18 protein-coding genes are annotated in these 24,128 nt (G+C 50.3%); 15 read left to right on the top strand and 3 right to left on the bottom strand.

What is annotated here, in order from left to right; genetic code table 11:
• The first annotated feature begins 8 nt into the window (after positions 1–8).
• The 6 genes from D0S45_09985 (at position 9) to D0S45_10010 (ending at position 6,257) form a co-directional block, all read left to right on the top strand.
• Positions 9–716, top strand: coding sequence for a Crp/Fnr family transcriptional regulator (locus D0S45_09985; GenBank protein ID TIH15902.1), 708 nt, complete (start codon positions 9–11; stop codon positions 714–716).
• A gap of 179 nt (positions 717–895) precedes the next feature.
• Complete coding sequence (locus D0S45_09990; GenBank protein TIH15903.1) at positions 896–2,419, top strand: DUF229 domain-containing protein; 1,524 nt, start codon at positions 896–898, stop codon at positions 2,417–2,419.
• A gap of 64 nt (positions 2,420–2,483) precedes the next feature.
• On the top strand, positions 2,484–2,792 hold the full coding sequence (locus D0S45_09995; GenBank protein ID TIH15904.1) for a thioredoxin: 309 nt from the start codon (positions 2,484–2,486) through the stop codon (positions 2,790–2,792).
• A 49-nt stretch (positions 2,793–2,841) separates the two neighbouring features.
• Positions 2,842–3,759: an FAD-dependent oxidoreductase gene (locus tag D0S45_10000; GenBank protein TIH15905.1), complete on the top strand. Its 918-nt coding sequence runs from the start codon at positions 2,842–2,844 to the stop codon at positions 3,757–3,759.
• 8 nt (positions 3,760–3,767) lie between these two features.
• Complete coding sequence (locus D0S45_10005; protein ID TIH15906.1) at positions 3,768–5,150, top strand: SLC13 family permease; 1,383 nt, start codon at positions 3,768–3,770, stop codon at positions 5,148–5,150.
• Positions 5,151–5,384: 234 nt separating this feature from the next.
• Positions 5,385–6,257, top strand: coding sequence for a DMT family transporter (locus D0S45_10010; protein ID TIH15907.1), 873 nt, complete (start codon positions 5,385–5,387; stop codon positions 6,255–6,257).
• Between the two features lie 87 nt (positions 6,258–6,344).
• On the opposite strand, the gene D0S45_10015 is transcribed toward D0S45_10010, so the two are convergent.
• A complete protein-coding gene (locus D0S45_10015; protein TIH15908.1) occupies positions 6,345–7,646 on the bottom strand; it encodes a hypothetical protein in 1,302 nt (433 codons plus the stop codon).
• 195 nt (positions 7,647–7,841) lie between these two features.
• Here D0S45_10015 and D0S45_10020 point away from each other — a divergent pair, with 195 nt between their 5' ends.
• From D0S45_10020 to D0S45_10045, 6 genes are all read left to right on the top strand, one after another.
• Complete coding sequence (locus D0S45_10020) at positions 7,842–8,876, top strand: LacI family transcriptional regulator (protein TIH15909.1); 1,035 nt, start codon at positions 7,842–7,844, stop codon at positions 8,874–8,876.
• A gap of 151 nt (positions 8,877–9,027) precedes the next feature.
• Positions 9,028–10,029 (top strand): C4-dicarboxylate ABC transporter substrate-binding protein, encoded by a 1,002-nt coding sequence (locus D0S45_10025; protein ID TIH15910.1) that lies wholly within the window; start codon positions 9,028–9,030, stop codon positions 10,027–10,029.
• 58 nt (positions 10,030–10,087) lie between these two features.
• Positions 10,088–10,585 carry a TRAP transporter small permease gene (locus D0S45_10030; GenBank protein ID TIH15911.1) on the top strand — a complete coding sequence of 166 codons (498 nt, stop codon included), beginning with the start codon at positions 10,088–10,090 and terminating at the stop codon, positions 10,583–10,585.
• A 4-nt stretch (positions 10,586–10,589) separates the two neighbouring features.
• Positions 10,590–11,870 carry a TRAP transporter large permease gene (locus D0S45_10035; GenBank protein ID TIH15912.1) on the top strand — a complete coding sequence of 427 codons (1,281 nt, stop codon included), beginning with the start codon at positions 10,590–10,592 and terminating at the stop codon, positions 11,868–11,870.
• 13 nt (positions 11,871–11,883) lie between these two features.
• Positions 11,884–12,825: a hypothetical protein gene (locus tag D0S45_10040; GenBank protein ID TIH15913.1), complete on the top strand. Its 942-nt coding sequence runs from the start codon at positions 11,884–11,886 to the stop codon at positions 12,823–12,825.
• Between the two features lie 60 nt (positions 12,826–12,885).
• Entirely contained in the window at positions 12,886–15,921 is a 3,036-nt protein-coding gene (locus D0S45_10045; protein TIH15949.1) for a hypothetical protein, read from the top strand.
• A 109-nt stretch (positions 15,922–16,030) separates the two neighbouring features.
• On the opposite strand, the gene D0S45_10050 is transcribed toward D0S45_10045, so the two are convergent.
• A complete protein-coding gene (locus tag D0S45_10050; protein ID TIH15914.1) occupies positions 16,031–17,446 on the bottom strand; it encodes a sigma-54-dependent Fis family transcriptional regulator in 1,416 nt (471 codons plus the stop codon).
• Positions 17,439–19,331: a PAS domain S-box protein gene (locus D0S45_10055; protein TIH15950.1), complete on the bottom strand. Its 1,893-nt coding sequence runs from the start codon at positions 19,329–19,331 to the stop codon at positions 17,439–17,441. The genes D0S45_10050 and D0S45_10055 overlap by 8 nt, the downstream gene beginning before the upstream one ends.
• 447 nt (positions 19,332–19,778) lie before the next feature.
• On the opposite strand from D0S45_10055, the gene D0S45_10060 reads away from it, so the two are divergent.
• From D0S45_10060 to D0S45_10070, 3 genes are all read left to right on the top strand, one after another.
• Positions 19,779–20,177 (top strand): heme-binding protein, encoded by a 399-nt coding sequence (locus tag D0S45_10060; GenBank protein TIH15915.1) that lies wholly within the window; start codon positions 19,779–19,781, stop codon positions 20,175–20,177.
• 257 nt (positions 20,178–20,434) lie between these two features.
• Entirely contained in the window at positions 20,435–22,825 is a 2,391-nt protein-coding gene (locus D0S45_10065; GenBank protein TIH15916.1) for a glycyl radical protein, read from the top strand.
• A gap of 127 nt (positions 22,826–22,952) precedes the next feature.
• Positions 22,953–23,915: a glycyl-radical enzyme activating protein gene (locus D0S45_10070; GenBank protein TIH15917.1), complete on the top strand. Its 963-nt coding sequence runs from the start codon at positions 22,953–22,955 to the stop codon at positions 23,913–23,915.
• Positions 23,916–24,128: the final 213 nt, after the last annotated feature.

Below are 24,128 nucleotides of genomic sequence, written 5' to 3' on the forward strand. Positions count from 1 at the left end.
GAATAGGCATGCCCACAGATAAAATATTTCGTCAGGAAAAGGCCTTTTTCAGCATTGAAGGAGTTAATTCCAACTGGGAATCCGTGCTGAACAGAGCAGTGCAGGCTACCCTGCCCAAAGATCATGAACTAGAAGCCAACCACCCAGACTATTTCTTTTTCCTGCTTAAGGGATCTGTTAAACTGTCCTGCCTTTCTGAGAATGGACAGGAACGGGTTGTGATGCGTATCGGTCCCGGAACCCTTTTCAATGAAATTTCGCACATCCATATATCCCTACTCCAAAGCCATAGCCTGCACACATTGGAAGAATGCGTTGTAGCCCGTTTTCCCAAATCCATTCTGAACGATCAGGAATTCTTCCGTCAGCACCCGGAACTGGCCTGCAACCTGATCCATTCACTGGGCATCAAGGCCGGAGCTTTTTTTGCACAGCTTTTTGATTCCGGTTTACTTGAGGTAAATACGCGGGTCAGTCGTTCTCTTTACCAACTCTGGCAGGAAAACGGTGAATCGGAATCCTTTTCCCCGGGCCTGACCCAAAGTGAGCTGGCCAGTACCCTTGGGGTTCACCGCAGTTCTTTATGCCGAGTCATCAAAGCCCTGCGCCAGAGCGGAGTTATCGGAAAGTTCACCAAAACAACCCTTGAAATTCTTGATCCCGATGCGTTGTCTCGCGAAGCGGGCGGACTGCTCTTTCAGAGCTTAAGCTTGTGATATAATCGGCAAACACTTTTTCAAAACAGCTTTTCATCCTCATATTCCGGTCATAAAAAATTCAACTCATTTGGTTTTTGTCTCATATGAGACAGAATTTTTCACTCCCCTGCTCCATATGTGAAAAAAAGCGCGAGGCGACATTCAATGCTTCGCAAACATTTTTCAAGGAGCCCGCAATGTCCTTTGACAAAAGCAAGATCAAAAACGTGGTATTCATTATGCTGGATACCCTGCAATTCAACTATCTCGGATGCTACGGCAACGAGACGGTCAAGACCCCGCATCTTGATCGTTTCGCCCGCCAGTCAGTTCTTTTCGAAAATGCATACAGTGAAGGCGTACCGACCATCCCCGTACGCAGAGCACTTATGACCGGCCGCTTCACCCTGCCTTACGGCGGCTGGAAACCCTTGGGCAGTGATGACACCACCATCACTGACATCCTCTGGGGCCGCAACATGCAGACCGCACTCATTTACGACACCGCCCCCATGCGCCTCGCCAAATTCGGCTACTCCCGCGGTTTCGATTATGTAGACTTCTGCCCCGGACAGGAGCTGGACCACACCACTTTTGAAAACGAACCTCTCGACCCGGCCCTCAAGCCCGAAGATTACACCTCCGCCACCATGGTCTGGGATGAAAACGGCGAATACATCGATGATGAAAGCCCGCAGCTTCTGGACGAAATCGGTTGCTTCCTGCGCCAGCAGCAGCACCGCCGCACTGAAGCCGACAGCTACGTTGCCAAGGTCATGAACCGCACCGACAGCTGGCTCAAGGAACGCCGCGATAAAAACCGCCCGTTCTTCCTCTGGATCGATTCATTTGATCCCCACGAGCCTTGGGATCCGCCGTCCGTATGGAAAGGTGAGCCCTGCCCCTACGATCCAGAGTACGAAGGAAACCCCATCATGCTCGCTCCGTGGGTTCCGGTGGAAGGCCGCATCACCGAACGCGAATGCGAACACATCCGCGCTCTGTACATGGAAAAAATCACCGATGTAGACCGCTGGGTAGGCCGGACTCTGGATTCCATCCGCGAACAGGGTCTCATGGATGAAACCATGGTTGTTATCATGTCCGACCACGGACAGCCCATGGGCGAAGCTGAACACGGCCACGGCATCATGCGTAAATCCCGCCCCTGGCCTTATGAAGAGTTGGTCCACGTACCGCTCATGATGCATATCCCCGGTGTTGAAGGCGGACAGCGCATTTCCTCCTTTGTGCAGAACGTGGACGTAACCGCCACTATTATGGATGTCCTCGACCTGCTCGAGACCGAAGACGGTGTCAGCGATCACGGCATGAAAACCTTTGGTGCCGAAGATTATCAGGGTGAAAGTTTGCTGCCCATGATGCAAGGCGAAGTGGACAAAGTCCGCGATTATGCCATTGCCGGATACTACGGCATGTCTTGGTCCATCATCACCGATGATTACAGCTACGTGCACTGGCTGGTCAGTGAAGAAGAAAAAGACAACGCCGACTGCGTGGAAGGTGCTGACAAAGTCATGTCCGAGGACATGTGGACTTGCACAGCCGGAGCCAAGATCGAAGTTCCCCAGCACAACGAACTTTATGACCGCCGCAAGGACCCTTTCCAGCTGAATAACATTGCCGAAGAGAATCCCGAAAAAGCCGAAGAGTTGCTCCAAAAGCTCAAGCTGGTCATCGGCGAACTGCGCACTACCTAATTCAAACTAACAAGGGCGGCCCGGTAATCCCGGCCGCCCATAATAATATCTCATTGGAGAGATCATGTTTACCGAACTGACCGACGCCAACTACGTCCAGACCATGGCAGACACCGAATCCGGTGTGCTCATCTGCTACAAGCAGCAGTGCCCCCACTGCAAAAATATGGAAAAGGTGCTGGAAAAATTCAGCAAGAAAAATCCTGATGTAACCCTGTTCAAACTGGACAGCGAAGCCAACCCCGAAGCACTGGCTGATCTTGATTCCGAACGCGCCCCGACCATCTTCATCATCAAAGGCGGAAAAATGGTAGCCCGCAAAGGCGGCCTGATGAACCCCAAAGAAATGAAGGCCTTTTTCGCTGCGGCATAGCGTTAACCCGACTTGCCCAAGCCAACGCAAACAAGCAACGGGAGGAAACATGAGTGAGAGCACAACATACGATATCATCATTGTAGGTGGCGGCCCCGCAGGAATGACCGCAGGCATCTACGCAGCCCGCGCCGGACTGAAAGCCATAATCCTTGAGGAAAACATCACCGGAGGACTGGTAAACTCTACTTATACTGTAGAGAACTTTCCTTCCTACCCCACCATCCACGGCATGGATCTGATGAAAAAGATGCGTGCCCATGTGGACAGCCTTGAGGTAGAAGTAGAAGAAGTTTGCGAAATCGAGAGTATGTCTCTGGAAGGAGATATAAAGATCGTGGAAACAGACGATGAAACTTTCAACGCCAAGACAGTTATCATCTGCACCGGACGCAAACCCATTCCTCTTAATGTGCCTACCGAATGCGATCAGGTCCACCACTGCGCTATCTGCGACGGTGGTCCGTACAAGGGTAAAAGAGTTCTGGTGGTCGGCGGCGGCAATAGTGCTTTTGATGAAAGCCTGTACATGATCACCCTCGGCATTGAGCATATCACCCTTGTGGAAGTGATGGACCGTTTCTTTGCTGCTCAGGGGACTCAGGATCAATTGCTCGGTACAGGCAAAGTAGACGCCCGCTCTGAGACCAAAGTGGTCGATCTCGTTGTAGAAAATGACGAACTCAAAGCCGCTGTGCTGGAAAATGTAGCTACCAACCAACAGGAAACCGTACCTGTAGACGGAGTATTCGTTTTTCTGGGCCAGAATCCCAATAACGAACTTTTTGCCAAGAAAATAGAATTGTCTAAGAACGGCTACATCATTACCGATGAACACATGGCAACCAGCATCCCCGGCGTTTTCTCCGCAGGCGATATCAACGATAAAGCCTACCGCCAGATAACCACAGCCATGTCCGACGGAACAATTGCGGCTTTAGCCGCTGAAAGATATATTCGCACATAGGAAGAACCATGACCAACGCAATGCAAACAATAAAAAAATGGGGCATGGCCGCTGCAATCGCCGCTGCCGGGGCCTTCATCATGAACGATCCGGGCAACCCCAAAATCGCCCTCTACTGGTTTGAAACAATTTTCGCCATCGCGGGTTTCGCCTTTGAAATCATGCCCCTGTTCGCCACAGCGGTATTGCTGCTCATGGCCTACATTGTCACAGGCATCGCCACCCCGGACCTCGCCTTTGTGGGCTGGACCACCCCCATCCCATGGGTTTGCATGTGCGGAATGCTTATCGGCGCACTCATGGAAAAGACCAAGTTGTCCAACCGCATCGCCCTGCTGGCTATCACCCGCATCGGACGCACTCCTTTACGGCTCTACATCGCCATGATTGTTGCCGGATACGCAGTGGGGGCCATCATCCCGGACGTCATCACCGTAACCATCCTGTTCATGGCTATCGCCTCCGGTATGTGCGCAGCGATGAAGCTGGAGAAAGGCTCTAAAGCCGCCACCACCCTGATTATGGCTGCTTTCTTCGGTGCTACTGTTCCAGCCACCAACTACCTGCCTAACAATGTCGGTATTGTCGGCTTGCTTATGGTTAAAGATATGGGCGTACCCATTGAATGGCTGAGCTTTTTTATCGAAAACATAGCCTTCGCCCTGCTGGTAGGTGTTGCCTGTGTAGGAATTCTACACTTTTTCGGTTCCAAAGAACTGGGCAAATACATGGATCAGTGCCTTGAGCACGCCAGCGAGAACCTCGCCTCCATGGGTTCCATCACCCGCGATGAAAAGAAAACTCTGGTTCTGACCACTTTGGCCCTTGCCGCTTTTGCCACTGAAACACTGCACGGCATTCCCGGTTACTACGCTTTCTGCGCCGTGGTCCTGCTGGGTTTTACCCCGCTCTTTAATCTGCTCAAGAAAGAAGATGTAGCTAAGGTTCAGTTCTCCATCCTATTCTTTATTGTCGGCTGCATGGCTATCGGTATCGTGGCCGGAAGTCTCGGAATTCCCGCATGGATGGCCGGCAAAATTGTGCCCTATCTTGAAAATGTCCAGAGTCTGGCAGGCTCCTCGCTGCTGGCCTACTGCACCGGAATTCTGTCTAATTTCGCCCTGACACCTGTTGCAGCGGCCACTTCGCTAAGTATCCCGCTGGCTGAAATTGCCACTTCACTGAACATGGATATCAAGCCGCTGCTGTACAGCTTCTTCTACGGGTTGGACCAATTCCTGTTTCCTTACGAGCTTGCCGCTGCGCTGATCATGTTCGCCACCGGATACGTACGCATGCGTTACCTGATGCTGATCATGGCCATCAGAATGCTTTGCGGAGCTGTTGCGGTCTGGATTGTAGCCTCCACCTACTGGCAGTGGATTTTCTAAACACACCACAAAAATAGCAGGCTGCTGAGGAAGTCCAGATGTAAGGCGCAAAACAAATGCAGGAACGAAGCGTATCCAGATATACGTGAGTTTCTGGATTTGTTGCAGCAACGCAGCAGATGGCGCTTTCTCAGCAGTCTGGGCGTGCTGAGTCCTCGCAGCCCGCCTTATCCAATTTTCCTATTCAAATTTTTAATTACTGTAGGCCCGCCAAGGGTACTCAGGAGATTTCTCATGTCTAAAACCCTTCTTCTCGTGGCCCTTGCCGTGGTCCACATCATCTGGGGCGGCGGGTTCATCGTCCTCAAAATGGTGCAAGAAACCTTTACTCTGGAACAGATTCTGCTGGGCCGGGTACTTTTCGCTTCCCTTCTCTATCTGATCCTCTGGTCACGCATTCCCAAGCCCACTTATCAAAAAGGGGATTGGAAGATGCTGCTGCTTCTCGCTCTTTGCGAACCGTTTCTGCTCTTCATCTTTGAAACTCTTGGATTGCAATACACTTCCGCTTCACAGGGCGGGATGATTGTGGCCTGCGTACCCATGACTGTGGCTATCGGTGCTTACGTTGTTTACAAAGAAAAAATCAGCCGCCGCTGCATGGCCGGAATTCTGTTTGCGGTTCTGGGTGTGGGAATTGTATCCGCTTTCGGAGAAGCCAATGAACACGGCAGTAATCCAATACTGGGTAACTTCTTCATCTTCTGCGCAGTGCTTTCAGCCACCTGCTATGCCCTGACCGTAAAGCACCTCGCAACCCGCTACCACTTCATGTACCTTTCGGCCATTCAGGTCTTCGGAGCCACTATCCTCTTTCTGCCCGGAGCACTCATGTCTCCCATGCCGGAAAATCTGAATTGGCAGGCCTTCGGGGCACTGGTCTATCTGGGGCTGGGGATCACCTTTCTGGTTTATTTCGTCATCAACTACGCCCTGACCAAAATCAAGGCCGCCCACGTTATCCTTTTTTCCAACCTGATCCCGGTGGCAACCCTCGTCCTTGCCTTCCTGATCCTTGGCGAAACGCTCACTCCCGTTCAATACGGCGGCGCCGCCCTCGTTCTCGGCGGAATGTTTCTGGCAGGATCACCGGATTCTGTAGAATAAAAGTAAGCTTTCCCCGGAAAAGACAAAAGCCCCACAGCGTGTAAACACATTGTGGGGCTTTGCTTTGTACACCAATTTATTGATCAGCTATCCCCAATATTCATCCAAAACATAACAAAGCCCCTCCTCTGCCAGAGGAAAAGGGCTGTTGGCCAGGTAAGGGGTATGATAACCGAGCACTTTGCCATCGATTTTAGCCTGCAAAGACTCCACCTGCTTCCAGTGGGTGTGCACACTATCCGGGTTATTAAACTCTATTTCATGAAAAACCAGATCGCAGGATGCAAACCACTCGGCTTTCAGTTCAGCACGCTTGAGGATTTTATTGATATTCTCATCATACTTGGTGTCGCCGGAATAACCGAAACTTCTCCCCCCGGCTGAAATTTTCAGCCCCACAGTCCCGTAAGGAAGAATATGATGGTTCCAGCGACTGTCTATTTGTATGGGACCAAGCTGCAGCGGCGAACCGGGCTGTAACAAAAAGACTTCCGCATGCTCTTTCAGATCAGGGAAAAGCGGTAAATAAAGATCGCCAAGAACCCGATAAACATTCTCCGCAAGAATCAACTTCAACTTGCGATTGAACTTACGGGCCCTTTGCATACAGGCGGTGAAACCCTGCACATGATCTTCATGGTTATGGGTGAACAGAAAGTGGGTGATGTCATCAATGTGGATGTTATGCCGGGCAAGAGTATGGGCCGGATAACCGCAGGGATCTATCCAGATTACATATTCTCCGAAGCGGACAATGGTATTGGCAACAGTACCGTAAACCCCGTTTCCGCAGCCGATGGGGATAACTTCAAGATGCTCACGAATATTTCCGTCTCTGGGAATGGTCTCCAGCAGGGATTCAATCTCTTCGTCGGGACTTCCAACCGGAGCAAGCTCATTGCGGGAGTAAAGCACAGCTCCTTCCTCATAAATGATCACATTGCCGTCTTGGCAACAGATCTCAAGACTACCGTTGCGGTAAGAAGGATCAGCTACATTATGATGAAACCACTTGCCCAGCCAATCCCTGCGTACCACTTTGAGATTTTTGTCATCAAAAAAATATGGAAAAATGCATTCAAGGTGGCTGTAAACCTGCTCCACGTTCTGCTTTAAACCTACATATTCCCTTAAAATACCGCCTTTTATCTGAGACTGCCAAAGAATAAATTCTTCTCCGGTACGATTGTCCCCGGCCAACGAGACCTCCCATTCAGGAACCACCACGATCTCCTCTCGAAAACCGTGTTCAGTCAGGAATTTTGCAACATCAGGCATACTGCCGACCCGCACAGTCCCCTTTGAGGTACGCACCAGATCCACAAACATCCCGCAATGTTCAATCCGCTGCACCCGGTCTGTCAGCTTCCGTAACGTACTGGTTGTCATCTACATATCCCTTCTTCACAATGTATATGTTTACATAGAAATGACACAAACTAGATCATAATGCCACATCAAGCTTATATATTTTCAACTTACCAAAACCAAAAACTCAATAAAAACAAGCACAAAATTCATTTTTTAACAATTTCGTTGACATAAACATTAGCAAGCTGCTAACAAAATGTAAACGTTTACATAGTGAGGTTATTTGTGAGCACAATTCGTGATGTTGCGCGACTGGCGCAAGTCTCCACCGCTACGGTCTCCCGGGTTATAAATTCACCCGACACCGTACGTGAAGAAACCCGTGAGAAAGTTCTCCGGGCCATGAAGATGTGCAATTACAAATACAATGCCCTTGCACGCGGTTTTGCCACCAAGAAGTCCAACACCATCGGACTGATCATCCCTAACATAAACAACCCCGTATTTGCTGAATCCACTCTGGGGGTTCAAGAATATGCCGATGAAAAAAAGGTCAAAGTCATCCTCGGCAACACATCCTACAAGATATCACAGGAAGAAAGCCTGATCAAAGCACTGCGTGAAAGTCAAGTGGACGGACTCATCATCACCACGACCAATCCCAAGGGCGAAATTATCAAAACCCTTGTGGACGAAGAAATCCCCTTTGTACTGCTTTTCAGTACAGTCAAAGGCGGTCCCATTTCAGCCGTAGGAGTTGATAACTACCGGGGCGGCTACGTTGCCACCGAGCACCTTATCTCCCTCGGCCACCGCAGGATCGGAATGATCGCGGGTAGCTTTTCCGTGACAGACCGCTCATATCATCGCTGGCACGGCTATCGCCAATGCCTCAAAGACAATGAAATCCCTTACAACAAGGACCTGCTGGTCCAGACAGAATATTCTCTCGCCGGAGGGCGGGATTCTATCAAAGAGCTTCTTGAGCAGGACTCCCCGCCCAGCGCGGTTTTCTGTTCCAACGACTACATTGCCCTCGGGGCGATCAAGGGTGCACGGGAAGCAGGGCTGAACCTGCCCGAAGACCTGTCCATCGTGGGTTTTGATGACATGCCCACAGCCTCATATATGGTCCCGGCCCTGACCACTATCCGCCAACCCGCTTATGAGATGGGCAGGCGCGCCTGTGAACTTTTGCTACAGAAAATTGATGCTCCGGACAAAACGGAGCAGCATATGATGGAGACCAAACTGGTTGTCCGCGAATCTACTGCCGCCATCCCGCAAACACACGTAAAACAACACTAAGTGTTGTTTTTACTAAAATAAATATGATTTATTTTAACGTACACGGGAAACGGAAGCAGAGGATGGCGGGGGCAGACAGTAGCAAAAGGATTGCCGCAATTGTTGCCGTAATCCTGATAAGTAAGGAAACAACCTTAGGAGGAAGATTACAATGAACTTCAAGAAGACCCTTTCCGTGCTTTGTGCAGGAGCTGTCCTGATCCTGTCCATGGGTACCATGTGTATGGCTGACGATTACAAACTGACTCTGAAATTGAGCCATGTTTTCAGCCCGGCTGAACAGCTTTCCAAATCCATGGATGCTGTTGCCGAATCCATCCATGAAAAAACCGACGGCGCAATCAACATCCAGACTTTCCCGCAGGCCCAGCTGCCCGCATACAAGGAAGGCGTGGAGCAGGTTGTTCGCGGTGCTAAATTTATTTCCGTAGAAGATCCGTCTTTCATCGGTGACTATGTTCCTGACTTCAAGGCTCTCTACGCTCCCATGCTTTACCGCAGCTTTGACGAATACGTGACTCTTACCCAGTCCGAACTCGTTAAAAAAATGAAAGCTGAAGCAGAAAAGCAGGGCATCAAAATTCTCGCTCTCGACTTCATTTACGGTTTCCGTAACCTGATCACCCAGAAAGTCATCAAGACTCCTGCTGATCTCAAAGGCATGAAAATCCGTACTCCCGGTTCCAAATCCTACATCGACACCCTCAATGCTATGGGCGCGGTTGCGACTCCCCTGCCTTGGGGCGAAACACTTTCCGCAGTACAGCAGGGCGTTGTTGACGGTCTTGAAGGTTCCGAGTTCACCAACATCGGTACCAAAGTTTACGAAGGCCCCACCAAGAACGTAGCCAACACCCGTCACATCCTCGGAACCTGCGGTGTATACATCTCCACCAAAGTTTGGAACGAAATTCCGGCTAATTACCAGAAAATCATTCAGGATGAATTCAACAATGGTGCAAACCACATGGTTAACCTGCTCAAGTCCCAGCACGGCGGCGTAGTGAAGGAGCTGGAATCCTACGGCGTGAAGTTCAACGAAGTTGACGGCGACGCTTTCCGCGCAGCCCTCAAGCCTCTCTACAAAGAACAAAAAGGTATGACTCCCGGTATCTACCAGTCTATCTTCAAAGAACTCGACGCACTGAGATAAACAATAAATTCAGGGCATGGGAGCCTGCGCTCCTATGCCCTGCTTTTGGTGGTGAACAATGTCTACTACAGCATGCAGATTTATTTTTAAAAATTTCGACCTCCTGCTCAGCGGTTTTTTCCTGTGCATTACCGTTGCGGTGGTCATCGTCAATGTCGGGCTGCGCTATCTATTTCAAGGCGGTCTTTTCTGGGCCGAAGAAGTAGCTACAACCGCCTTCATCTGGTCAGTTTTCGTGGGATCAGCCGCTGCATACCGCTACAAAATGCACATCGGCATCGATCTGATCAGCAAGGTCGGTCCCCGGGTCTGGCGCAATTTCATTGCTGTGGTCATCGACCTCATGATGTTCATCATTAACGGATACATCGTGTATCTCAGTATTTTTTATATTCAGGCAAACAAGCTGAAACGCACCCCCGTTCTCGACATTCCCGCCATTTACGTGAATCTGGCACTTACGGTCGGTTTCTCCCTGATGGCTGTCTACGCACTGGCTTTCCTGTATCAGGATTTAGGAAAACTTTTCGGCAAACAGGCAGAAGAAGGAGAATAGAACCATGCTTACATTTCCCGTAACCATTGTAATGGCCCTGTACTTCACCAGTATTCCCATTGCTTTTGCCCTGCTTGCCGCAGCACTCGCATATTTCACTTTCGGCGATGTTGGCACGCCGCCGGACCTGATCCTGCAGAAGTTCATCACATCCACCGCTTCCTTTCCTTTGCTGGCCATTCCATTTTTCATCATGGCCGGAGAGATTATGAACTTCTCAGGAATCAGTGCCGCCCTCATGAAGATGGCAGAAGTACTGACCGGACACCTGCGCGGCGGTCTGGCTCAGGTCAACGTGTTGCTTTCCACTCTCATGGGCGGAATCTCAGGATCTGCTAACGCGGACGCAGCCATGCAGTCCAAAATAATTGTCCCGCAGATGACTAAACGCGGCTACAGCGCACCTTTTGCTACCGCCATCACCGCCGCATCATCCGCAATTGCACCTGTAATTCCGCCGGGTATCAACCTGATCATCTACGCCCTCATCGCGCAGGTCTCAGTGGCAAAAATGTTCATCGGCGGTTACACTCCGGGACTTCTCATGTGCCTTGGACTTATGCTCACCGTACATTTCATTGCCAAGAAAAGAGACTACAAGCCTTCCCGCGAAAAAATGGCTTCCGGCAAGGAAATTTTCAAACAGTTCCGCGAATCCATCTGGGGCCTGCTCCTCCCGCTGGGTATCATCGCCGGTATTCGTTTCGGGGTTTTTACCCCCACAGAAGCGGGAGCCATGGCCGTACTGTTCTGTATCATCATTGGAGTTTTCTTTTATAAGAAGCTGAGATGGGAACATTTCCCCATCATCATGAAGAATACCATACTGGGCACCAGCTCGGTCATGCTGATCGTTATCGCCGCCTCTGTATTCGGGCAATACATGAGCTGGGAACGGATTCCCCACCAGCTGACCAAGAGCATTCTGGCTATCTCCGAATCCCCGTGGCTGATTCTGGTCGTAATCAACTTCCTGCTCCTGTTCCTCGGAATGTTCCTTGAAGGGGGAGCACTGCTGATCATCGTAGCCCCGCTGCTGGTCCCATTGGTCAAAGGCATGGGCATCGACCTTATCCATTTCGGATTAATCATGATCGTCAACATTATGATCGGAGGGATAACGCCGCCGTTCGGCTCGATGATGTTCACGACCTGCGCCATTACCGGATCGACTGTAGGGGAATTCTGCCGTGAAATCTGGCCGTTTATTCTGGCCCTGCTCATTGTTTTGGTAATCGTCACCTATATGCCCTCAGTGGTCATGTTTCTGCCCAACATCCTATAATGGAGTTTTTTAAATGATGATCATCGGACATCGGGGATGTAAGTACACAGGATATAATCAAAACACTATCCGCTCCTTTAAAAAAGTCACTTCCGAAGGGGTGCCGGCCATTGAATTTGATGTGCAGCTAAGCGCAGATAAGGAACTGGTGGTTGTGCACAACCTCGACCTTGAAGAAGTATCCACAGGTAAAGGGGAAGTTTCCAGCACGGACTCTGCTACCCTGAAAACCCTCTTTGCCGGAGACCCCACGCAAGGCGAGGACCGTATTCCCTTCCTTGCGGACGTTTTCGATTTCTTTGCTTCCTGCGGGCCGGACAAACGCCCGGCAATCCACATGGAACTGAAAGGAAATAATACCGGCAAAATGGCGGGAGAACTGTTCAATGAATACGTTGCCGCTGGAAAGCTCGACATGTCTGACATGCTGGTCAGTTCCTTTAACTGGAAGGAACTGGAAGCTATTCGCGAAGTATGTCCCGAAGCTAAAATCGGCCTGCTGGACGGAGCTATCCGCCGCAATCTCCTGCTGACAAAAACCGGACCGGAAGCGGAACGCTACTTTGCCGAGCTGTTCGCCTACGGCAATGAAGATTATATGCTGCCCCGGTTTCCTGTTTTGGCGGAGAATCTAAAGCTTCTTGATAGGATTTGTGCTGACCGACATATCCACAAACTGCTCAGTCAGGAACTTAAGGACTGCCTCGACGGTCGCTACTACACGGATGAACTGTTGGATAGTGCCACCGCGATGAATGCCACCTCAGTGAACCTTTGGTTTCTCACAATCTCACCGGAATTTATTGACAAAGCCCATGCAAAGGAGCTTGCTGTACTTGTGTATACTGCCAACCTCCCCGAAGAATGGACTGCCCTCGCTAAAATTGGAGTCGATGGAATCTTCACCGACTTTTACGCAGAGGCAACACGCACGCTGGCTGATTACAAATTTTAACCGGACATGGGGTCAGGCACGGGGCTTCCGGCTTCTGCCACCCCGAGCCAACTTCATGCCATGACCAGAATATCTTCTATTTTCTTCGATAAACTCGACTATCAGCTTTTGCAGATTGTTGACGATGTCCTCAAGCGCGGTCCTAAATCCCGCGCTTTCCGCTCCCTTTTTGTTGAATACATGCATCCCCACGGGATCAAGGAAATGGCGGCACCGCAAGGGCTGCGCATTGCCTATGCCGTTATCAGCCTGCTAGGCAGCTTTGAAAACGGCAGGACCCGCGACCGGCTGAAGGCCCTGCGTTCATTGCGGGATGAAGTTTTCCTTTCCTCATCCGGCTATTACCGCAAGAACACAGCCCGGGTTCTCCTGCAAATCATGAAGCAACTGGTCCGCCCGGGCAACAGTGAGTTGAAAAGGCTCAAATTGGCCCATGATTTTCGTATGGTTTCAGCTGGCAACCCCCGCAAAATAAGAAAGGAACTGGCAAAATATCATCTGATTGAAATGCCCGAGGAGTGGAATCACTTCGCCTTTGACGACCATGTGCACGATGCCAATACCAAAGGCAGAAAATCCCCCACTCACCTGATCATGGATGCCTGGATCAAGGGTATCCGCGATATCACCGTTGTCTACTACAACTACGTGCGCCCGCAGGTCATTGAGGAACTACTTGAAGCAGGCAGCATACTGGACATCAAGGTACGGGTGGTCATTGAACTCTCCGCCCGGTTCCGGGATAAGTATGTCCGTTTCACATGGGAACCGAACGTCCTTTCCGACAGTTCCAGTTACCAAAAATTCTTGGACAAAGAACGTGTGAGCAACTTCTTTGAAGAAGGAAGGGAAGTCTCGCGCTATCAGCAGAGATACGTCTTTGATGTCCTGACTGAATTTAACAACAAACACCGCCATGACCTCGGCAAAGAGCTGGAATTAAAACTGCCTCTGCTGAATCAGGACGAATTTCTGGCCTTTGTGGGCACCGGACAACCCTCCATCCTGCACCTTGGGCGGTTCATCCACAACAAGCTTTCCCTTTACGCTGAAGACAAAGCAGACACGCAGCTTACACCGGAACAAAAAGAACAGCTCCATGCACTGCCTGTAAGGACCATCATTGCGGAATATCTGGTTCCTGAAAAAAATCCGCAATTACACGACCCGGCTGAGCCGCACAAAGAAACCGAGCTTCCAAAACTCCTGCGTTGCAACATCAACGAACTGATGACCCGCTTGCTACGCATTCACTCCAGCTCGAAGTTCACCCTCAACCTTGCCAATCTCACAGCGCAGGATACACTGGAACTGCTCTACGACGGCGGAGGGATGATCACCCATATTGAGGCCTACAATCTGAAGGATGCCTGCAAGGAAATCACTGCCGGTAATGAACAGAGAACCCAGCTCACCGGGCAGGAAAAACATTACAGACTGATCGGCAGATTACAGAAAGCCCTCAACGAAGACAGCGTGATCACCCTGAAAAGTGCCATCCGCGAAATAATTTATGACCATGACGACCAGCTTGAACAATTAAAAAAAGACCATGAGACAACTGCTGCCCGCAAGGCCATGCAAGAGCGCAAGCCGGAACTGGTAGCCATACTTTCAGATCTTGAAAAATTTCATGAGATTTACCGCAAACGCAGCCTGAAATCCCGGATCGGGTCTGGCTCAACCGGACAGGCTGAGCACAGGCACGGCATGGGATTCGTAGTTCTCGACACCCTTCCCGCCCGGGCCCGCAAACCATTCAACCGCAATAACTGCGGAGAAGGGCGCACCCGTATACCTGTCAGTGCCCTGATGACCAAAAGCGTCAACAGCAAGGTAGGTCTTGCCGGGCGCGGGCTGTCCCGCATATCTGAAAACAGTGGCAGACGCTGGGTAAAATGGACCCTTGATTCTTTCAGGATACATGCAGGCAAACCGGGTAACATCGGTACGCTGGGCGGCCTGAATATCCAGTCTGAAAACAGCATCGAAAGCAAACAGAATACAGACTCACTGGACAAGCCCTGGAACTATCTGAACACCAACATAAAAAATACCGCCAAGGTTTTGCTGGGTTTTATTCCAGCTTTCCTGACCTTCTACTTAACTAAGGACTGGTGGCTGTTATCCTATTTCGGGGCGGTAATCTGGTTTGCCATTACCGGGTGCCGCAACATTATCCAATCGGTCCTCGGCGGAGGAGGATTGCGCCGCTCCCCCTTACTGCCGTGGAACTCACTGGTCAGCTGGAGCCGTATTTCCGACTCCCTGCTCTATACCGGATTCTCAGTGCCTCTGCTGGATTATCTGGTCAAAACCCTGCTGTTGGATAACACCTTCGGGGTGACCACCTCCACCAATCCCATACTGCTCTATTCAGTAATGGGACTGGCTAACGGCATTTACCTTTCCAGTCACAACGCCATCCGCGGACTGCCCAAAGGTGCCACTGTGGGTAACTTTTTCAGGTCCATCCTTGCCATCCCTGTGGCGGTGGCCCTTAGCGGACTGATCGGGGCCTCGCTGGGCATGGCCGGAATCCCGGACGCCACTGGAATCCTACAAAAATGGGCGGCAATCATCTCCAAGTTTGCATCAGACGGAGTAGCGGCCTTTATCGAAGGACTTGCCGACCGGCAGACCAACGTCAAAGCTCGGTTAACCGGATACAAGACCAAGATAGCCCAGCTCTTTTCTGTTTTTTCAAGACTGGATCTCATGTTCCCAGAAGAGGATGTGCTTGAAATGCTTCAGACCCCGAAAATCATGATGCGGACCTTGAGCAAGGAAGCGAGAGATCTCGAAAAGCTGATCATCGTAAACGCTCTGGACCTCATGTATTTCTGGCTCTATCAGCCGCGTTCGCGAAAAGCACTGTCCCTAATGATTCAAAATATGTCCCGCGAGGAGTGGCTCATATTCTACCGCTCCCAACTTATCCTGAAACGGCATAAGGAAATCAGTCAGGTCTTTGTGGATGGTCTGGTGGGTAAGAATTTTTCCAAAGCCCTTTCCTTCTATCTGGACCAATCCCCGCAATACCTTGCGGACATGAAAAAGCTGGAAAAAAAGGACTACGGACTGGAGTCATCCTAGCTGGCCGCACCAAAGAAGCCTGCCTTTCCCTAACCAGAAACAACAAAAAAGCCCACAATGTGTTAACATATTGTGGGCTTTTTGTTGTGCTGATTTGCATAGAGCAGAATTACCCGTTCTTCTTCAGATATTTACTCACCGCTTGCCGGGTGACCCCGATAAGCTGTGCGGCTGAGGATTGATTGCCCTTGGTCCGACGCAGGGCCTCGTCGATGAGTTTGGCCCGCGCTTCCTGCAAGGTAGGTAAACGGGTACCGAAGGTCACGCTTTCCCCGGAATCAGGTGCCGGATCAACAGAACCGAAAGATTCCCCCGGAACCACCAGCAGTTTTTCAAAATGCTTAGGTCTCAATTCCTTGTAGCCGCAGATGCTGGCCGCATCATGCACCAGATGCTGTAATTCGCGCACATTGCCCGGAAAGGGATAATTATCCAGAAAAGCTGTAATTTCATGTACATCAGCATCTACTTCGCTGCCTGTTTCACTCTGCACCTCATCAAGAAAATGAGAAAGCAAAAGCGGCAGGTCTTCCCTACGTTCCCGCAAAGGCGGAATAGTCAACATATGGCCGCGCAACCTGAAAAAAAGATCTTTCCGAAATTTTCCATCTTCCTGCATACCGATAATGGATTGATGGGTAGCAGTAATAATCCGGGCACTGGAACGCTTGGCCATATCCGAGCCCAGCGGCATGAATTCATGTTCCTGCAACAAGCGCAGCAACTTGGTCTGTGAAGCTGCACTGAGATCGCCGATTTCATCAAGAAACAGGGTGCCGTTCTTGGCCTTTTCCACCAAACCGATACGCGCTTCGGTTGCTCCGGTAAAAGCACCTTTCTTGTGCCCGAAAAGGGTATCGGAAAATACATTGTCATCAAGTCCGGCAACATTCACCGCCACAAAATTTCCTTTGCGGCCGCTGGCATTATGCACAGCACGGGCGATAAGCTCTTTGCCTACCCCGGATTCCCCGGTAACCAGCACCGGGCGGGAGGTTTCGGCAATGGCCTCAATATATTTAAAAATAGAAATCATGTCCTTGTGGGCGGTGATAATATCCGAGAACAATTCAGGACGATCCGGGCTGTCCTTGAAAAAACGTTGTTGCAGAGACTTGTTTTCCTGCCGCAATTCGAAAATTTCAATGGCATGACGCACCCCGGCAATAAGGGTATTGCGGTCCTCGGTCTTGACTATGAAATCAAATGCCCCTTTGCGGATGCAATTGACCACGGCCTTGATCTCGTTCAGCCCGGAAATGACCAAAACAGGAAGCTCGGGATGCTCCTCGACAATCATGGAGATCAGATCCTCTCCAGACACATTGGGCATCATCAAATCAACAGCAACGGCACAAAACTTACGTTCGGCAAGAGTTGCCATCACTTTTGTCCCGTCATTTAGCAGCACAACATTATCGAGACCCTGTGAACGAAGTGTGGCCCTGAAACTTTGCAACCACGAATCTTCATCATCAACCAGCAGCAACGGAAATCTGGGTGTCAGTCCTGTGCTTTTATTCATCGTCTTCTCCGTCAGTGATTACCGGAATTGAAAATCTGGCAATGGTCCCGCCACCGGGATTAGCTGAAAATTCCAGCCGTCCGCCATGCTCCTGCACAATGGTTGAGGACACGGACAAACCCAGCCCGGTACCGCCGCTGGTCCTTTTGGTAGTGAAAAAAGGATCGGTAATCTTTTTCAAATGTTCATCTTCAATCCCGATCCCCTCATCGCGGACAACAATCTCAACAACCCCTTCGCGTTCAACAAATTTTGAAGAAAGCAGAACACCTTGATTCCGGTCCGTCAAAGCTTCGCATGAATTGACCAGCAGATTGATGAGCACCTGTGAAAGACGTTGCGAATTTCCGCGCACCTGCGGAAGCTCAGTAGCAAGATCCAGCTCGAAACGGGCTGTCTTCTGGCTGATCAGGTTTTCCAGCAACCGCAAGGAATTCTCAATCACGTCAACAAGATCAACTTCCCACATGAGTTCACCGGGTTCCAGTCTGGAATAATCCTTGAGACTGTTCACAATACCGCTGATACGGCTGGCTCCCTCCTGCATGCGTGCGAGCAAATCGGGCATGAAGCTGCGCAGTTCGTTGTATTCAAGCCCCCCGGCTAGAAAATCCCCGTTCTCATAATAGTAGTCCTCAAGTATCGGGGTGATATCCCGCCATATTTCATCAAGCAAAGGCAGATTCAAGGTCATGAAGCTATTGGGATTATTGATCTCATGAGCCATGCCGGAAACCAGCACTCCCAGTGAAACCATTTTATCGGCCTGAATAAGCTGCTGTTCCTTTTCCTTGGCCTGTCGCTCCGACTCCACCCGTTCGGTAATATCACGGATAGCACAAACTCCGACTCTTTCGCCTTGAAAAATAATTTGCCGCTGCTGAATTTCACAGATCAGCATACGCCCGTCCCGGCTGCGGAAACAGGCTTCAAACCGGGATTTACGGTTCTTGGCTGTGTGGAAACGGACCGTCTCCCGGTTATCAGGATCAGCAAGATCATCAATATTCAGTCCGGCAAACTCTCCCTGAGAGTAACCGAACAGACGTTGCCCGGCCCTGTTGGTGGTCAGAATTTCACCCTCATGATGAATAAAAATGGCCTCAAAAGTGGACTGGGCAAGCTGACGGAAACGCTCCTCACTTTCACGCAGAGCAGCCTCGGCCACACGCCTGCGGGCAATGGCTTGCGCCTGTAGAAAATTCTTGCGGGCCAGAATAGAAATCTGGTTAGCGATGAGACAAAGGGCATTACAGACACTCAAAAACTGTTCCCGGGACATAACCGGGACTTCTTCCAGAGCCGCCATGAATTCGTCTTCATCTGCACCTATTTCATGAGCATATCTTTTAATCCTGTCATCGTTGATGGGCGGACAACGCACCTGCCCGATAATCCAGTTGGCAATATGACGGTCACCGACATAGAAGCTGGTTCCGCCATCCCATAACCCGCCACTCAAACAGGGACGCATGATCGGTTCCAGCGGACTTTTGGTTCCGAAGGAAGCATCGGAACGCATACAGTTCTTCAACCCTTTATCAGTCTTACGGATAACATCGTTGCAAAGACGGCAGAAACGGCTGGGCCGGGTGATGGGGCGCCCATCAAGGTCGGTGATTATAGAAGCGACATTGGTAGCTTCAGAAAAAGCATCCTGAATTCGCTGAAGAGCTTCAACATCAAAATAATCCTCAAACCGATACTCCCTGCCGTTCTTTTCAGAATCAGTAAAACAGGAATTAAGATTACAATCGTTCCCGAAATTACCGCAAAGAGTACGGGTTGCCTCCAGCTCAGCCACCCTGCCGCGCAAGGTGTTTAGTTCCTCAATAAAGTCCTCATGAACATCTGCGTTCTTATCTTTTGTTTTATCTGCTTCCATTTTGCCCATATCTACTTTCAAGAAAAATCATCTTTAGCGGCCACACTTTCATGCTCTGAGAACAGCATTTTCAGTGCCAGCCCTTAATTTGCCTTCATGCAAGGTAAACACATCCCCACAGCCAGCGCAATGCACCCGTTCCTCACCCCCCTGATCAACCCTTGTTGACAACCTTGGTAAACCATACGTCAACCAAACAAACATCCGCCTACTAACCACCGTAAATTATTTGTTTTTGCCATCCCGAACAGCCAACAGAACCACATTCCTGTCAACCTGCGCTGACAGCCTGTTTTTACGCTTATTATGCCATAGAAGTCACCAATCACAGCTAACTGCCCGCAATACAAACCAGAACCAACCATGGCACGTTTTTCTCTTTAGGAAAGTCTGTAACGTGATGGAAGGAGAACGGATTCAATCAAATTTTTAACTGAAGGAAAACCGATGCCGGTAACAGCAAAAATTGCGCAGCAGATGATCGCTGCCGCAGAAAAGAAAGCGGATGAAATCGGTGTACCCATGGTCATTGCCGTGGTGGATCAGGGTGGAAATCTCGTGGCCCAGCTGCGGCAAGATGACGCCCTTTTAGTCAGCATAGATCTGGCCTTGAACAAGGCCTACACTGCTGTCGCCGCAAAAATGAGTACTGAGACTCTCGGCTCTGTATCACAGCCCGGCGGACCGCTCTACGGCATCCACACCGCAGACAATGGACGCATTGTCATTTTCGGTGGCGGATTGCCCATTGAAGAAGACGGAAAAGTCCTTGGCGCAATCGGCGTCAGCGGCGGAAGTGTCGAGCAGGACATCGCTTGTGCGGAAGCGGGCCTTGCGGCTTATTAATGCCTTCGGCGACCCTGCCGGGAGCCTTAAACCCTTTTGCAAAAGGGTTTAAGAATCCCAAAACCTTTTATTAAGGCTTCGCCGTTTAAAGCTCATAAATGCGGACGATGACAATTGAAAGCAAACGTAGCGACAGCTTACTAAAAAAGTTTTTTGAAGAGTCCAGAGAAACTTTTTTCAAAAAAGTTTCTTTGGCCCCCGGAGGGTTCTCAAAGAGCCGCCGGAGGCAACTTTCAATCAAAAAAAGGAATGGAATCATGACCAAGAACAAACCCAGCGTTAAAATCCCAAAAACAGTTGGCGCATCCGGCAGAATAACTAAAACGCTTGACCGTTTTCTGAATACCGCCCCGGCAGTCTGCGCCGAACGCGCAGTGCTGATCACCGAGTCCTACAAGGAGACCGAAGGCCAGCCCATGCCCATCCGTCGTGCTAAGGCTCTGGAAAAGATCCTCTCCGGCATGTCAATTTTTATTCAGGATGACGAACTGCTAGTCGGCAACCAGTGCTCCATGCCCCGCTCTGCGCCTATCTTCCCTGAATTTTCCTGCAAATGGGTTGAAGACGAACTGGACCGTCTTGAAAAAAGAACCGCAGATGTTTTCCTTATTTCCGAAGACGTAAAAGCCAAACTGCGCGAATCCTTCACCTACTGGGACGGCAAAACAGTTAACGAAATCGCTTCCCAGCTTATGCCCCCCGAATCCCTCGAAGCGCACAACGATGTTGTCTATACCGTTGGTAACTACTTTTACAATGGTGTTGGTCATATTTCCGCCGACTACGAAAAAGTGCTCAATGTCGGGATTAACGCCATCATCAAACAAGCCGAAGACAAGCTTGCCGAGATCGATTTTGCAGACGGCAAACAGCTGAACCAGATGCATTTCCTTAACTCGGTCATCACAGCCAACAAAGCTGTTATCGCATTTGCCGAACGTTTTGCAGATCTGGCTGAAAAAATGGCTTCCGCCTGCGAAGAACCGACCCGCAAGATCGAGCTAAACGAAATCGCCCGCATCTGCCGCAAGGTTCCGGCCCAGCCTGCTGAAAACTTTCAGGAAGCATTGCAGGCCTTCTGGTTCGTGCATCTGGTCATCCAGATTGAATCAAACGGCCACTCCATCTCCCCCATGCGCTTTGACCAATACATGAATCCCTTCCTGCAAAATGACGGTATTTCCATTGAACAGGCTCAGGAAATGCTGGACATGCTCTGGATCAAATTCGCCGAATTAAACAAGGTCCGTGACGAGAATTCCACCATGGCTTTCGCCGGATATCCCATGTTCATGAACCTGATTGTTGGCGGACAAAAACGTGACGGCTCTGATGCAACAAACGCCATGTCCTACCTCGTACTTCAGGCCGGAGCCAACACCAAACTTTACGCTCCTTCCCTGTCTGTGCGTATCCATGAAGGCACCCCTGATCCGCTGTACAAAAAAGCAGCCGAACTGAGCCGCATGGGTATGGGTTACCCCGCATACTACAACGACCGCGTTATCGTTCCCGCACTGCTGGCCCGTGGCCTTGAACGCGAAGATGCCCGCGATTACGGTATCATAGGTTGCGTTGAACCGCAGGTTGGCGGCAAGACTGAAGGATGGCACGATGCTGCATTCTACAACATGTCCAAAATCATCGAACTGGCCCTCAACGACGGCGTTGACCAGCGCACCGGAAAGCAAATCGGTCCCAAAAGCGGAGCCATGGAAAGCTTTAAATCATTTGAGGACGTCATGGATGCCTACACCCAGCAGACTTCCTACTTCGTAAAACTCATGGCTGCCGCCGACAACGCAGTAGACATGACCCACGGCAAGCATTGCCCGCTGCCTTTCCTCTCCTCACTCGTTGACGATTGCATTGCCGATGCTAAATCCCTTCAGGAAGGCGGAGCGCATTACAACTTCACCGGACCTCAAGGCGTAGGTGTTGCCAACGCAGGTGACTCCCTGACCGCCATCAAGAAGATGGTCTTCGATGAAAAAGCCATCACTCTTAAAGATCTGCACGCAGCTCTTGCCAACGACTTCGAAGGTCAGGAAGATCTGCGCATGATGCTGATCAACCGCGCTCCCAAGTACGGTAATGACGATGATTACGCCGACGAAATCGCCAAAGAAGCCGCGCTCATCTATTGCGAGGAAGTAAACAAATACACCAACCCCCGTGGTGGTAAATTCCAGCCCGGTCTGTATCCCGCTTCCGCCAACGTGCCCTTGGGTTCCGTAGTTATGGCTACTCCTGACGGACGTAAGGCATGGTCACCTCTGGCAGATGGCGTATCCCCCATTTCCGGTTACGATTCCTGCGGTCCCACCGCTTCCGTACTCTCCGTTGCCAAGCTGGATCACGAAATTGCATCCAACGGCACCCTGCTGAACCAGAAATTCCATCCCTCCGCCATTGAAGGCGAAAAAGGACTGGAAAGCCTCAAAGCCGTGACCGAAGCATACTTCCAGAATGGCGGGTTCCACGTACAGTACAATGTCATCAGCCGGGATACCCTGCTCGATGCACAGGCCAACCCTGAAAAACATAAAGGACTCGTTGTCCGCGTAGCAGGATACAGCGCATTCTTCACCGCGCTCGATAAATCCTTACAGGATGACATCCTCGCTCGTACTGAACAGAACTTCTAAAAGATTGTACCATATAAGCCTCCGGCGGCCCTGCCGGGGGCCTTAAACCCTTTTGGGAAAAGGGTTTAAGAATCCCAAAACTTTTTAATAAGGCTTCGCCGCTTTATGCGGGAAAGTGAGTAAGCATATGAGATGGAAAGAGCGGCAGCATAAATTTAGTTTGGACGACAAAAACAAGGCTGATCTTACAGGATTAGTTTTTGATATTCAGCGCTTTGCTGTGCATGACGGCGACGGCATCCGTACTTTGGTGTTTTTGAAAGGCTGTCCTTTAAGCTGCAAATGGTGCCAGAACCCCGAATCCATGAGCAGTAAACCGGAGATTATGCGCATCCCGCACCTCTGTATCAGCTGCGTTAAATGCGCGACGCTCTGCCCCGAACAGGCAATTGAATACCGGGAAGACGGGGTGTTCATAGACCGGGATAAATGTACCTACTGCGGCGAGTGTGTGGAAAAATGCTACGCCGGGTCCATGACCATTGTAGGCCGCTATCTGACTGTTGATGAAGTAATGGATGAAGTTGAGCGCGATCGCCCGTTTTACAACACATCTGACGGCGGGGTTACTTTTTCAGGCGGAGAGCCGACCTTACAGTCACCTTTTCTGATCAGTGCCCTGCGCGAGGCCAAAAAACGGGAGCTGCATACGGCAATAGAGTCATGTTGCCTGTGTACAAAAAGTACTTTTTCAGAGGTGCTTAAGTATACTGATCTTGTGCTCACCGACATCAAACACATGGATTCAGACCGCCACGAAGAACTGACCGGAGCACCTAACGAACAGATTCTGGATAATATCCGCATGGCGGCAAAAATGGGCAAAAAACTACGCATCAGGATTCCGCTCATTCCGGGCTGCAACGACTCGGAAGAAAATATTGAAGCTACTGCCAGATTCGTGGAGTCTCTAGGTAAAAGTGTCGAAGGGCTGGATATTCTGCCCTACCACCGACTAGGTGAACCCAAATGGGAACAACTGAACCGTGAATATCCACTTAGCGGAGTAATGCCCCCGGAACGCGAGCATGTATTGAGCTTGAAGGAAATCGTCCAGCCTCACTGTCCTAATGTTTCAGTGGGAGGTTGACGTTAATTACACCAAGAAATTTTTTATAAGAATATTTGCAAACCATATTCTTACTTGCACCAAACAAGGTTTCTTGCGACACGAATTATTTCAACGAATAAAAAGGCCAAAGCCTCACAATGCAGTAACACACTGTGGGGCTTTACTTTTCATAGATCCAACAACCAAAACTACGTAAGGCTACCGAGTTTTTTACGCAGATTTGCGGACAAT

The sequence above is a fragment of the Marinifilum sp. JC120 genome (assembly GCA_004923195.1).
Taxonomy (GTDB): domain Bacteria; phylum Desulfobacterota; class Desulfovibrionia; order Desulfovibrionales; family Desulfovibrionaceae; genus Maridesulfovibrio.

Bases quoted from the DNA above. Each gene is read 5' to 3' on its own strand.
- D0S45_10045 (TIH15949.1), top strand. From the start codon at position 12,886: ATGACCAGAATATCTTCTATTTTCTTCGATAAACTCGACTATCAGCTT.
- D0S45_10035 (TIH15912.1), top strand. From the start codon at position 10,590: ATGCTTACATTTCCCGTAACCATTGTAATGGCCCTGTACTTCACCAGT.
- D0S45_10050 (TIH15914.1), bottom strand. From the start codon at position 17,446: ATGAATAAAAGCACAGGACTGACACCCAGATTTCCGTTGCTGCTGGTT.
- D0S45_10005 (TIH15906.1), top strand. From the start codon at position 3,768: ATGACCAACGCAATGCAAACAATAAAAAAATGGGGCATGGCCGCTGCA.
- D0S45_10060 (TIH15915.1), top strand. From the start codon at position 19,779: ATGCCGGTAACAGCAAAAATTGCGCAGCAGATGATCGCTGCCGCAGAA.
- D0S45_10040 (TIH15913.1), top strand. From the start codon at position 11,884: ATGATGATCATCGGACATCGGGGATGTAAGTACACAGGATATAATCAA.
- D0S45_09985 (TIH15902.1), top strand. From the start codon at position 9: ATGCCCACAGATAAAATATTTCGTCAGGAAAAGGCCTTTTTCAGCATT.
- D0S45_10015 (TIH15908.1), bottom strand. From the start codon at position 7,646: ATGACAACCAGTACGTTACGGAAGCTGACAGACCGGGTGCAGCGGATT.
- D0S45_10065 (TIH15916.1), top strand. From the start codon at position 20,435: ATGACCAAGAACAAACCCAGCGTTAAAATCCCAAAAACAGTTGGCGCA.
- D0S45_09995 (TIH15904.1), top strand. From the start codon at position 2,484: ATGTTTACCGAACTGACCGACGCCAACTACGTCCAGACCATGGCAGAC.
- D0S45_09990 (TIH15903.1), top strand. From the start codon at position 896: ATGTCCTTTGACAAAAGCAAGATCAAAAACGTGGTATTCATTATGCTG.
- D0S45_10000 (TIH15905.1), top strand. From the start codon at position 2,842: ATGAGTGAGAGCACAACATACGATATCATCATTGTAGGTGGCGGCCCC.
- D0S45_10055 (TIH15950.1), bottom strand. From the start codon at position 19,331: ATGGAAGCAGATAAAACAAAAGATAAGAACGCAGATGTTCATGAGGAC.
- D0S45_10070 (TIH15917.1), top strand. From the start codon at position 22,953: ATGAGATGGAAAGAGCGGCAGCATAAATTTAGTTTGGACGACAAAAAC.
- D0S45_10030 (TIH15911.1), top strand. From the start codon at position 10,088: ATGTCTACTACAGCATGCAGATTTATTTTTAAAAATTTCGACCTCCTG.
- D0S45_10025 (TIH15910.1), top strand. From the start codon at position 9,028: ATGAACTTCAAGAAGACCCTTTCCGTGCTTTGTGCAGGAGCTGTCCTG.
- D0S45_10010 (TIH15907.1), top strand. From the start codon at position 5,385: ATGTCTAAAACCCTTCTTCTCGTGGCCCTTGCCGTGGTCCACATCATC.